Here is a 12,482-nt window from a genome sequence, read left to right as displayed (position 1 = left end):
TTGTTTACTCTTTATCTCAACCTGCAGAAGCGGCAGCAGCATTTGCTGTATTGGTTTTCTCAGCATCAGCAGCAAGCCATTCCTTAAAGATGCCTGATACCACTTTCGGATTTTCGCCCACGAAATCAGTAGCGTACTTAAGAAGCGACTCGTACTCGTTCTTTTTCTCTTCCTCCAAGCGAAGACGCTCCTCATCCATGCGTTTTTTCTCTTCTTCAATCCGCTGACGCTCTTCTTCTTCAGCAATCCGCTGACGCTCTTTCAATAACTCCATTTCCATACGCCGCTTCTCGCGGAGTTTTGGATCCATTTGAGCCATCTCAGCTTTGATCTTCTCATCAAACTCTTCTTCAATACGCTGCTCTTCCATAGCATCGTCGACTTTCTTTGGAAAGAGTAATGGCTTCACAACTCCGAAGAACATAATGCCTAAAGATCCTAAGATGATGGCAAATTTAAAGAATTCTTTACTGAGCTCGATAACTCCAGGTTGCTTGTAGAACGCCGGCTCATCAGGCACTTCAACCTTAAATGGAATGTTGGCAACACTCACGCTATCGCCCCGCTTCTCCGTGTAACCCACAGCATCACGAGCAAGATTATTAATCTGATCCAATTCTTTAGCGTTAAACGGTACAGGCTTTAAAGGCTTGCCATCTTTATCGACGCCGGAAGGTTGCTTGTAATTCACTACCACTGCAGCAGAAACCCTTCTAACCTTACCTTTTTCTGACTTGATACGCTCAATCGCACGATCTAACTCGTAGTTAACGGTTAAATCTTTCTTGATATTGCTAGCGCTTGAGCTCGAGCTTGATGGTGGTGCATTTAGATTTTGAGGTCCTGTATTTGCTGCTGCACCACCTGCTGCATTAATCGGCGCTTGCCCTCCACCCGGCGGCTGATTGGTCAATGCGCCCGGAACACCAGATGCCGATGAGCTTGGTGTTGCTGCCTCATTGGATTGCTGACTACGAATCGATGATTGATTGGGTGGCGAGTTGCGACCAAAGGTTTCTTCGGTACGCTCAAGTTCACCAAAATCCATATCAACTGTGACTTGTGCGCGTACGTTTTCTTTGCCAGTTACAGGTTCCAAAATTGCTTGAACACGTTTAGATAGCGCACCCTCTAACTCCGCAACGTACTTGAGTTGATTGCTATCCAAGCCCATCAAACGCTGGGCATTAGGAGCGAGCAAGCTGCCTTCAGCATCGACGATCGTCACGTTTGCTGGACCCAGGTTTGGAACAGAAGATCCAACCAAATTGGTAATCGCAGCAACCTGTTGGGAATCCAAGAAACGGCCTGGGTGCATGGTGACTACAACCGATGCGGTTGGTTTTTCTTGCTCACGCATAAATGCGGTTTGCTTTGGAATTGCCAACATCACTCGCGCGGATTTAACTTGTGCCAAAGAACTGATGCTGCGCGCTAATTCGCCTTCAAGGCCGCGCTGATAGTTCACCTGCTCCACAAACTGGCTGGTACCCATCTTTTGGTTTTCAAGCAACTCAAAACCAACGTTGCCAGCTTTAGGCAAGCCCTGACCCGCCAAGCGCAAACGTGTCTCGTAAACCGAAGATTCAGGCACTAAAATCGCTGCGCCACCCTCGGTAAATTTGTAGGGCACGTTCATTTGCTGCAGGGCTGCAACGATAGCTGCGCCGTCACGCTCATTCACACTAGAAAAGAGCACGCGATAGTCATCCTTGCTGCGACCAGAAACAGCCACAAAAATCAAGGCAGAGATAAAAAGGAATAAGGCGGCAGCAACAATCAAGCGTTGTTGCATCCCCAGCGCTTCATAGCGCATTTGGAGTTCGCCTAATTTTGAGGGGAGTTTTACCTTGCCCGCTCGCGGGGCTGACGCTGGAACAGCAGAGGTCGCCGACTTAGAGCCAATATTGACTACCGCCGCGTCCTTTTCGCTTTCCTGTATTCCGGGCTGTGCTTCTTCGCTCAATCGCTCATTTCCGTCAAATCAGGCAAAAATTCTAAAAAAGATAATAGCACTAAATATAGAACCTTTTTGCCCATTTTCTCTAAATATTGATATCCTATGCCCATATTATGGAAAAAGAGGCAAAATTTGCCACCCCGCTAGCTAAGCATAAAACCCCAAATACCCATTGACCAAGCCTGAGACCACTATACCCGCAAGCACGCAAAGTGCAAGCCCTAGCCTAGATGCTAAGGGTCTAGAGGAGGCATTTGCAATTTTTTATGCTGAATCTCAGAAATTAGAAGCTCAGCAAATCGCCCTACAGGGCAAGATTGATCAGCTCAGTGATGAGCTTCAGAAATCGAACCAACGCCTAGGCATCCTCATGAATGCCATTCCCGCTGGCGTAATCCTGCTCGAAAACAATATCGTTCTTCTGCATAACCCTGCAGTCTTGCACTTCTTGCCCACCCTAAGCTCAGGTCAATTTTTTGAGATTCCTGGTGACTGGCAGCCATCGATTGCCCCCGGGGAATACTTAATTGGTAACACCGATACGTCTGGCTCAAAACCTCAAAAAACGGTACAAGTCATTCGTATTGATGAGGGCATTCGAAGCTTTATTCAAATTCAAGACATCACCGCAAATATCTCATTACATCAAGAGACTCAAAGAGAAAATCGCCTCACTGCTATGGGAAAAATGGCAGCAGGCATTGCGCATCAATTTCGCACTCCTTTGGCAACCGCCCTGCTGTATTCATCCCACCTTTGTGATGACAGTCTTACGCCAGATATCTCGCAAGAATTTGCTGAGCGTCTTCGTAAGCAATTGCTCGATCTTGAAAAACTTTCGCAAGACATGCTGCGCTTTATTTCAAATCGCCCCACCAAAACCATTTTGGTTAGCGCTCACCAAATTATTGATGAAGCACAAGCAAGCATTCAAGCCCTCTTTGAAAGCAATGATGTTGCATTGGTCGTGCAAAGCAATATTCCTGCATCATGCATGTTATTGGTTGAGCCCAAATCAATACCCAATGCTTTAGTGGCGATTTTAGAAAATGCTCTGAGTGTTTCTAAGCCAAAAGACAAGGTGACATTACGAGCACAAGTCGATGCAAAAAAACTGATGATTACGATTGAAGATCAAGGCCCTGGAATTGCGTCAACCATTATTGACTCTTTGTTTGAGCCTTTTTCTACGACCAGCGCCAATGGTACTGGTCTTGGCTTATCAATTGCCAAAAATACGATTGAAGCGCACCGTGGAACCATTAGCGTTGAGAACTCTCCACATGGTGCCATTTTTAAAATTACCTTACCAATTACTTCTGAGTAAATTATGTCTGAGCTTGCAAATGAATGTTTCCCCGTCATCCTCGTTGAGGATGACGAAGACCTTAGAGAGGCCATTGCGGTAACGCTTCGCATGAAGGGCATTGATTTTGTCACACACCAGCGCGCCGAAACAGTCGTGCCTTTGTTGCGCCCCGATCTTAAGACGGTCTTAGTGACAGACTACAAGCTGCCAGGCATGACTGGCATTGATCTGCTCAAGATTGCGCAAAAAGAATGCCCAGACTTACCCGTGGTGATCATGACTGCATTCGCCGACGCCAAACTTGCTGTTGAAGCACTTAAAGCAGGTGCACGTGACTTCTTAATTAAACCTTTTGTCCCCCAGCAATTGATTGAAATCATTTCGCGCTATCGCGCTCCTGATGGCGCCAGTACAAATCCAATCAATGCAAATAATTCCAGCAATTCCAATAATGCAGATGCTGGATCAAGCACTAACGAAACAGAATCCAAGAGGAGTGAAATCGTTGGATCAGAAATTCGGCCTGCTGATCACAATGTGATTGCCGTTGATCCACAAACGGTAGCGATATTTTCTCGTTGTGAGCGAGTTGCCGCAACTGATACTAGTGTTTTAGTAACCGGCGAATCTGGTGCGGGCAAAGAAGTTGTCGCGCATCATATTCATAAAACATCCAAGCGCGCAAACGGCCCTTATATTGCGATTAATTGCGCAGCAATTCCAGACACACTTCTCGAATCAATTTTGTTTGGTCATGAAAAAGGATCGTTTACTGGAGCCACTAAAGCGCAAGCAGGTAAGTTTGAGCAAGCAAATAAAGGCACACTCTTCTTAGATGAAATTGGTGAGATGCCCGCAACATTGCAAACGAAATTGCTGAGGGTGCTACAGGATAAAAAGGTGGAGCGCATTGGCTCGACCGATTCGATTCAAGCAGATGTGCGCATCATTGCAGCCACCAACCTCAACCTACAAGATCAAGTTAAAGCTGGAAAATTCAGAGAAGATTTGTACTTTCGTTTGAACGTATTTCCAATTCATGTACCAGAACTTCGCAAGCGTCCACTAGACATCATCCCTTTGGCTGAATTTTTCCTCAAACGTTACAGCGTGAACATCGGGAGGGATTCTTTAACCCTAAGTAACCCAGCCAAAGCGTTACTGCAAAAATATACCTGGCCTGGGAATGTACGGGAGCTAGAAAACATTATTCAGCGAGCAGTATTGCTTGCTGATGGAGATCAAATCTCCGCCCAAGACCTAGAGCTAGATGAATCTCAAGGGAATCAAAGTAGCGCAGCTAAAGATCAGATTACTTCAGAGATAGTAGAAAACCCAAATTTGAGCCCAAAAAATGGGCAAAATGGCACAGAAATTGCATTAAATAAGAGCGAAAGTCAGGATATTGAGTCCGTAGAGCGTGAGCACATTCTCAAAGTTTTGGCTGAAGTAAATGGAAATAGAACAAAAGCCGTAGAGATATTAGGCATTTCAGCAAGAGCCCTGCGCTACAAGCTCAAATCCTATAAAGATGCTGGCTTTTTAACTGAATAAGTAATTTGACTGTTTTTGATAGATAATTGGGCACATGAGTACAAGCAATGTCGATTCTATGATTACCCGGATGCAGGCCTTGGCCGCAGCAGCCAGCGGTAAGCCTTTAGCCAGCGATAACCAAGCAACTAATGGTGTTGACTTCTCTGCAGTACTGAAAAACGCTATTGAAAATGTCAATACCGCTCAAAACAGTGCCCAAGCCAAAGCCCAGTCTTTTTCTAGTGGAGCCTCTGACACCTCTTTGGAAGATGTGATTGTGTCGCTCCAAAAAGCCAATCTTTCTTTACAAGGCATGATCGCAGTACGTAACCGCTTAGTGGACGCCTACAAGGAAGTAACCAATTTACAGGTTTGATATTTAGTAATTAGTTACTCCAAAAAAATAAAAGCCCGATGAATCGGGCTTTTTTGTTGGGCGCATTTATTTCTTGCGCCCCTGGTTTTTCAGCGATCAATCACTACATTATTAGGATTGGGCGCAGTTTTGCCATCAACCTCATAAGCCCAGGCCAACACCTCCGCAACAGCAGCATAGAGCTTAGGGGGCACTAATTCATTGAGTTTAAGTTGCATTAAAAACTCGACTAACTCAGGCTCAGTTCTTGTAGGAATCCCGAATTCTTTTGCCTTGGCTAGAATCGCATCCGCCACAAAGCCTTCGCCCTGCCCTGTAATACGCGGAGCAGCACTATTGGCCTCATATACAAGAGCTACTGCCTTGCGGACTTTTCTTTCATCCATCCTTAGCTTCACCCTTAAGACTGACTTTTGCATCCGCATCTACTTGCGTGCGCATTTGTTCTAATAACTGCGCAAAAGAATTGGCAAGAGTTGATTGAGATTCGGGGGCAGCCTCAATTGCTACGTGCACCCTATTACCAAATTGAGTGCCAACAACCTTAAATGGCCCCAGATTAGGCAAGGTAACTTCCATCGTAATTCGGCTGCCTTTTTGCATTTGACTGGGATCTTGGGGGTCAGCTTCCCAAGCATCCTCACGATAAAGACGACCTTGCACATTAGGCATTAATTGCCCTTGCCACAGCAAATCACCACGCAACAACAACTTCACTGAGTCTTGCAACGCTGGAGCATTAGTACTGATCTGTGACAGTAACTTTTCAGTTTCTGCAGGAACATCAGTAATTCCACTGGCTTGAATATCGCCATCTTCGCTGGCAGGAAAGAGAAGTCTCTTTAATTGATCGGCCGCAAAGATTCCAGATGTCTGTAAGTTTTGATATAAAACATTCATTGCTACATTCGGATCACTGGTGTTTGCAACTACATTGCTACTAAGATTGTCGGCTCCCGGCCAATTAACAACAACACTTTGTGTTGTATTTTTATTGCCAGCATTAACACTCTGACCCAACTCAGGAACATCAACCGCCAAAATGTCAGAAAGTAACTGACCTAGGGCAGCACCGCCCAAATTATCCATACGGCTTAAGCTTTGCGATAGCAAACTATCAATGCGAGCTTGAGAGGGATTTGAAGCAGCTTCAGCCTGATCGGCTGTCATGCCAGATATTTCCAGCAAGACTGCCTGATCAACCGCGGGCTCTGTTGGCAATGCACTAGGCTGACCGCGCCCCACCGAACTTTGTAGCGCATCCTGCAATGATCCTCCTGCAGAAGAGTCCACTACCGGCAAGGGCATGTTGAGTGCGACCCGTGGATCAATAGCTCCCAAACTTTCAACCACAGCAGGTGCCGATGGAGGTGAAATTAAATCGTTACGATGAAAATCAACTACTGGATTGATTGGTAGGTTTGATGGAATTGGGATCGCCATACTTAACCCTTTCGTAACTGACTAAGAGAATCCCAAAGATGGATTCACTTAATTCAATTATTACTCATGAGCTTATTACTGACTCATTTGCGGCAGACTCAGGACTAGAAAAATGCATTGGCTCTTTTGCCGACAGAGCTAACCAACCTTCATAAAGAGGGGTTAATACATCAATTACGGCTTGAATCTTTTCTGGAGACTTTTCAGCTCTACCCTTAATAATTTCCCTTAGTGACCACTCATAAATTGCCGCTAAGTTATCCGCCACATCAGCGCCGCGGTTGTAATCCAAGCAGGCGAGCAGCCCCTTCTGAATTAGATCGTTTGCTTTTGTAAAGTTTTCAATCCCATATTGAGATTCCTCAAGCATTTTTTTTCCAAGCTTGAGGTGATCGAGAGTACGCTCAAATATCAAAACAATTAACTCAGCTGGATCAGAATCAATGACCCCACCCTCGACATCATTGGAGGCATAAGCCTTGGCTGCTTTAGCACTCATTACGCGCTCTCATTTTGAAATTTGTCATCTTATTTTCCAGCATTGATATTGGTAATCGCAGTTAGGGCACTCGCTAGCGATGTACTGGTAGAGCTCAATTGAAATAATAAGGCATTTAAGGCTGAATATTGAGAAATATAATTATTTTGAACCTGATTAATGTGGTCCTGTAAATCAACCTTTTTCTCTTGCAAGCGCGTTATGGCGTCTTGCTGTTGACTAATTTCCGTTACCAAGGCACCTTTTGAATTATCAATTTGCGCTTTGATAAAGCTATCTAAATTACTAGTCTCACCTAAATAACCAACTTTTAAACCTTTTGCTAATTTTGCAAGCAATCCGCTAGTAACTGATTTTTGATAACTTGCCGTATTAAATTGCATCGTGCCGTCAAGCTGAATATCTAAGCCCAAAGAAGCTAGGCTTGTCGTACTTCTGGTCACGGTAGCATTGAGCCCCGAGAAATCTACCGTAAAGCCAGTGTTTACCTGATCATTTTGAATGTTGATTTTTGTACCATCAAAATTTGCATTGACGCCAGCTTTAAGACTATTAATCCAACTAACAAATTGGTTAACAGTTGGGGTGGTAGTACCAACACCGCCAGTACCTGCAAAATTATATTTAACAGAGCCCACTTTAATATAGCCATCTGAGCTTAGGCTCATGGTTTGACTGCTTGACGTATAACCAGTAATTGTCGCCGATCCTGCATCCGTAGCGCCATATGCAAACATGGATTTAATATTATTCACAAATGACAGCATTGCCGGGTCAGTTGCAAAAGTACCGGGCGTTGCAGAATTAGAGCTGTTGGCAGTCAACTTGTTATATGTTGTAACCATATCGTTATAAGCCTGCATCAATGTAGTAATCATTGAGCTTGAATTATCAGCGCCCTGGGAAACCGTCACGACAGTAGGATTGGTAGAAGTTGATTTACCAGTAAGGTTGAAGGTAATACCATCAACTACATCATTAAATTGATTGCTAGAACGTGTTACTGACAAGCCTCCAATAACTGCTTTTGCATCTTGTGCGGTAACTAATGTCTCAATATTGGATACTCCGGTACCTGCAGAAAATGGAATGGCCGTACCCACAGCATTCGTTTTAGCTGTAAACCCAACCGTACTCGTGCCGGTGACTGAGCCAGAGTCCCAGCCTGATAGTAAAGCTCCGGAATATGTTCCGGTGGTTACTCCCGCCTTAGTAGTTGCACCAGCAGAAAGGCTAGTGAACGCTGCGGCTACATTTGCAGCGCTCAGATTGGTATTTGCTGTAAAGGTAAGCCCTCCAACGGTAATAGATTCACCGCTATTCAGAGCATTGAAAGTAATCGCTTGGGTAGCTGGGGTTCCTGCCGTTCCAGCGGTAAATGAGTTGCCGGTAATTCTATTGGCTACAGAAGAGTACGCTATCGCAGAACCAGCGCCATTCGCTATTGCCGTAAACGTTACATCACTGGTATTAGCTACAGATCCTGTGCTCCAATCTGACGTAAACGTTCCAGAATAAGTTCCGGTAGTAACTCCCGCCTTGGTGGTGGCACCAGCAGAAAGGTTAGAGAACGCAGCAGCTACACTTGCAGCGCTCAGACCACCATTGGCTGTAAAGGTAAGCCCCCCTACGGTGAGGGACTCACCACCTCTAAGACCATTAAAAGTAAATGTTTGAGTAGCTGCGGCACCAGCCCCGCCAGATGTAAACGAACTTGTTGCCACACCAACTGTTCCGACAGACGATGTAATAGCCGTACCAACAGCATTCGCTTTAGCTGTAAATCCAACGGTACTCGTACCAGTCACCGAGCCAGAGTCCCATCCTGAGGTAAACGTTCCAGAATAAGTTCCGGTAGTTACTCCCGCCTTGGTAGTCGCTCCGGCAGAAAGACCAGAGAAAACTGCGGCTACTTGAGCAGGGTTTAAACCAGTATTGGCTGTAAAGGTTAGTCCCCCAACGGTGATAGATTCACCACTGTAAAGAACATTAAAAGTAATCGCCTGGGTAGCTGGAGTACCTTCTGTTCCAGCGGTAAATGAACTAGCCAATGAGGGAGCAGAAATACCAATGTTGCTAACTTCGTTAACAGCGCCAGTATCTGCTCCTTGAATTTGCAATACCCACCCACTAGAGGCTCCTGTCTGCACTGTTGAAGCACTAACATTTGCCCCCAAGGCGTTAATCCAGGAAGCCAAATCAGTTAAAGTGATTGCACCACTTGTGCCAGTGCCAACAATTGAAGTTGTAGCAGTGCTGTACGTTTGCCCACCTACGGTAAGGCTAAATGGATGATCTGCATCAATCGCTAATGTTGAGTTGGATGCCGGGAAATCGGTGTAACTTGTAACACCATTTACAGTAGATGCTGACTTATGAAGGGCATAACTAGAGGCTGTCGCAATTTGATTAACAAGCACTCCGACTGATCCAATGACGGCGCCACCACTTGCCTTAGCCGTCACAATGGAAGCATCACCACTTTGAGCTACTGGATTGTTATAGGTACTTGGATCTTCAAAGGTTTGTAGTGCACTTTGTAGACTGGCAATTTTTCCTTTTATAGTGCCTAAATCACTGATTTTTGTCTGGATTCCAGTAATTTTTGCCGTGATGGCATCTAAAGGCTTATTCTCAACCGTCATCAGTTGAGAAACAATGCTAGCAACGTCAATTGCGCTTGTTGTTACAGACCCAGTGCTGGAAGTTGTGCTTGATGTGGCCATTTTTATCTTTAAATCAGAAGAGCATAAAGATAACAGCAAGATTCATGCCAGCCCAAGGGCCAGCATGAATTTACGCTTTTTGATTAACCAATGCACTGTTAGTTTGCTCAAACATCTCGGCAATTTTCAGCAACTCCTCGGAAGGAAGCTGACGAATAACCTCGCCGGTCTGAGGGTTTACTACTCGAACTACCGAGTAACCCGATGCCTTATCGACTGAAAAATTCAGCTCTCTACCCATGGACTGCACAAAACTTTCCATTTGCTTTGCAGTCTTTGCAATAACCTCTTGAGTTGGTTGAGAAGCTTGATTTACGTTAGAAGGCTTAAACTCTGTACTAAGAACCTTAGCAATTACTTCTGCATCTGTTGGAGCTTGCTTAATACTAGGTGCGGATAATTGCTCGAGTGTTTTAACAGAGCTTGTTGCAACATTAGCAACTGTAGTTGCATTAGCTGATGTAACTGAACTCATGATATAACCCCACAATAATCAACAGAGGGTTATCAGAAACTGATAACCCTCTAAGTACAAACCATTACTTCAAGAGAGACAGGATAACGTTTGGCATCTGATTAGCTTGTGCCAACATTGCTGTAGCAGCTTGCTGCATGATCTGACCCTTAGTCAAAGTTGCAGTTTCAGAAGCAAAGTTTGTGTCCATAATCGCAGACTTAGAGCTCTGCAAATTGGTACTTTGCGCTGACAAGTTGGTAGTAATGTAGCTTAAGCGATTAATCTGTGAGCCAAATGTAGAGCGCTGTGTGGAAATATAGTCAATTGCAGAATCGATAGCAGCAGAAGCCTCTTTGAATGCTGCTTGCCAATCTGCTGTAGAGGTCTGAGCATTCATGCCAGCCAAGACATCATGCTTAGAACCAACTTCAGTCATTGCAATTTGGTCACCAGAGAACTGACCAGAAGTTCCAGTGTAAACATTCAAAGTATTAATAGTGATGAAACTATTGCTTTGTGGTCCGCTTTGGAAATCTAATGAACTTGCTCCTGGATTTACAACATTTAAGTGCCCATTAGTAGAGCCCAACGGGTCCTTAAGATGCGCAAGCTGCCATGCGACATTTGCGCCAGATTGAGTCTGGAAATTATGGAGCTTGATATTAATCCCAGCATTTTTGAAATTAATGGATGTATCGGTGCCACGAGTAAAATCATAGTTTGCAAGATCAACTGTTTCCGAGTGATTTACTTGTGCGGAATCTGTCCAAGCCAAGTTGAGCACACTATTTTGCTTTGTCTGACTAGCTGTCCAAGCGGAAGAAACTAAGGACGCAGCAGTCTGAGTAAACGTTGCTGTGGTTGCATTTGCTGTATAAGCAGCACTTGAGTAACCCGAGATAGCGCTACCAGACCATGTACCCAGTTGAGTCTTGGTTATTGAGCCAGCGGTGGTGCCAGCCGTATATCCACTAAACTGCTCTGCAACCTGAGCCGCTGTCAAGCCTGTTTTAGCAGTCATTGTCAAACCATTAACCGTAACAGATTCGCCAGCCGCCAATGATGTAAATGTTACCGTCTGAACGGCCGCAACACCACCGGTACCTCCCGTTGGAGCAACACCAGCCGTTGTTAATGCAACCGTTGCAGGAGTTGTAGAAGCACCAAGACTGCTAGTAGTTAATACATAACTGTTAGCAGCAGACCCCGATAGATCTATCGATGTAATTTTTGACGCCTGACCTGTAACTTGAAATTTTTGACCTTGGAGTTTTAGGGCAATATCTGAACCCAATACATCCGCACCACCCATTTGCGCTGTTGTTGTCAAATTCAAAGTAATGCCAAACTTGCTGAAATCAAGATGTTGAATGTGGTCTTTGGTTGCATTAGCATCCGCAGGAGCATTCTCAACGGTTATTGTTTGCTGTTGCGGAACATTGTCAGTGCCAGTGTAAGACATTGTTAACTGATTTCCAACCGCAGTAAATGTATAAGCACCTGGGTTTTGACGAACTACATCGTCATTTGTCAATTGAATGTCAAATTTTGCATCATAAGCACCAGTTGGTGTATAAGTGCTTGAACCAAATGCAGTTGCAAAAGAGACAACTCCTGATCCCATTTTGTATGTGCTGTCCGTAGGTCCCAAATTTGCTGAGATGCTTGATAAATATTGTCCAGCATATACACCACCAGTTACGCGATCAACTGATGACCCGCTGCCGATTAAGCTAATACCGTTAAATTGAGTACGCTGAGCTGTTTGATTGATCTCGGTATTTAGCTCGCTCATTTGCTGAACAACGTCTTGCATTTGAGTTGCATTCAAAGACCCATCGTAACCTTGAGTCGCCAATTGCTTCATGCGCAGCAACATGTCTTGAATAGTAGATAAAGAAGTATCGGCTGTTTGCAAAAGGTTTGTTGCATTGCTCAAGTTTTGAATAGACTGATTTGTGCCATTTAATTGGCTTTGCATGTTTTGTGCAATGGCTAGGCCAGCAGCATCGTCTTTTGCGCTATTAATACGCAAACCAGAAGACAAACGCTGTACAGATGTTGCTAGGTTGTTTTGAGCATTAGACAAGCTGTTCTGCGCAAACAATGATGCTAAGTTGGTATTAATAACGGTAGACATTTAATTCTCCTTAAAATTCTGTTTCGGGAACTACAC

10 protein-coding genes are annotated in these 12,482 nt (G+C 44.7%); 3 read left to right on the top strand and 7 right to left on the bottom strand.

The window, feature by feature from the left end; translation table 11 throughout:
• Window positions 1-16 precede the first annotated feature (16 nt).
• The gene (gene fliF, locus DCO17_RS03060) at window positions 17-1,966 is read right to left on the bottom strand and encodes a flagellar basal-body MS-ring/collar protein FliF (protein WP_173955339.1); all 1,950 of its coding nucleotides are present in this window, start codon (window positions 1,964-1,966) and stop codon (window positions 17-19) included.
• Between the two features lie 166 nt (window positions 1,967-2,132).
• Here fliF and DCO17_RS03055 point away from each other — a divergent pair, with 166 nt between their 5' ends.
• Genes DCO17_RS03055 through fliE form a run of 3 tightly spaced genes read left to right on the top strand, consistent with a single transcriptional unit; the run spans window position 2,133 to window position 5,181 of the window.
• A complete protein-coding gene (locus tag DCO17_RS03055) occupies window positions 2,133-3,287 on the top strand; it encodes a sensor histidine kinase (protein ID WP_173955338.1) in 1,155 nt (384 codons plus the stop codon).
• Window positions 3,288-3,290: 3 nt separating this feature from the next.
• Window positions 3,291-4,823 carry a sigma-54-dependent transcriptional regulator gene (locus DCO17_RS03050; protein WP_173955337.1) on the top strand — a complete coding sequence of 511 codons (1,533 nt, stop codon included), beginning with the start codon at window positions 3,291-3,293 and terminating at the stop codon, window positions 4,821-4,823.
• 34 nt (window positions 4,824-4,857) lie between these two features.
• On the top strand, window positions 4,858-5,181 hold the full coding sequence (gene fliE / locus DCO17_RS03045; RefSeq protein ID WP_173955336.1) for a flagellar hook-basal body complex protein FliE: 324 nt from the start codon (window positions 4,858-4,860) through the stop codon (window positions 5,179-5,181).
• A gap of 89 nt (window positions 5,182-5,270) precedes the next feature.
• On the opposite strand, the gene DCO17_RS03040 is transcribed toward fliE, so the two are convergent.
• The 6 genes from DCO17_RS03040 to DCO17_RS03015 all read right to left on the bottom strand — a co-directional run bounded on the left by DCO17_RS03040 (window position 5,271) and on the right by DCO17_RS03015 (window position 12,446).
• Window positions 5,271-5,567 (bottom strand): EscU/YscU/HrcU family type III secretion system export apparatus switch protein, encoded by a 297-nt coding sequence (locus tag DCO17_RS03040; RefSeq protein ID WP_173955335.1) that lies wholly within the window; start codon window positions 5,565-5,567, stop codon window positions 5,271-5,273.
• Window positions 5,560-6,624, bottom strand: coding sequence for a hypothetical protein (locus DCO17_RS03035; RefSeq protein WP_173955334.1), 1,065 nt, complete (start codon window positions 6,622-6,624; stop codon window positions 5,560-5,562). The genes DCO17_RS03040 and DCO17_RS03035 overlap by 8 nt, the downstream gene beginning before the upstream one ends.
• Window positions 6,625-6,688: 64 nt before the next feature.
• Window positions 6,689-7,123, bottom strand: a complete 435-nt coding sequence (locus tag DCO17_RS03030; RefSeq protein WP_173955333.1) for a flagellar export chaperone FliS — start codon at window positions 7,121-7,123, stop codon at window positions 6,689-6,691.
• A gap of 29 nt (window positions 7,124-7,152) precedes the next feature.
• Window positions 7,153-9,849 (bottom strand): flagellar filament capping protein FliD, encoded by a 2,697-nt coding sequence (gene fliD / locus DCO17_RS03025; protein ID WP_173955332.1) that lies wholly within the window; start codon window positions 9,847-9,849, stop codon window positions 7,153-7,155.
• Window positions 9,850-9,919: 70 nt separating this feature from the next.
• Window positions 9,920-10,324 (bottom strand): flagellar protein FlaG, encoded by a 405-nt coding sequence (locus DCO17_RS03020; RefSeq protein ID WP_173955331.1) that lies wholly within the window; start codon window positions 10,322-10,324, stop codon window positions 9,920-9,922.
• A 64-nt stretch (window positions 10,325-10,388) separates the two neighbouring features.
• Complete coding sequence (locus tag DCO17_RS03015) at window positions 10,389-12,446, bottom strand: flagellin N-terminal helical domain-containing protein (RefSeq protein WP_173955330.1); 2,058 nt, start codon at window positions 12,444-12,446, stop codon at window positions 10,389-10,391.
• Window positions 12,447-12,482 lie beyond the last annotated feature (36 nt).

It is taken from the genome of Polynucleobacter tropicus (assembly GCF_013307225.1).
Taxonomy (GTDB): Bacteria; Pseudomonadota; Gammaproteobacteria; order Burkholderiales; family Burkholderiaceae; genus Polynucleobacter; species Polynucleobacter tropicus.
Note: the sequence above shows the minus strand (reverse complement) of the source record. Positions and strands in the feature narration are given on the sequence as shown.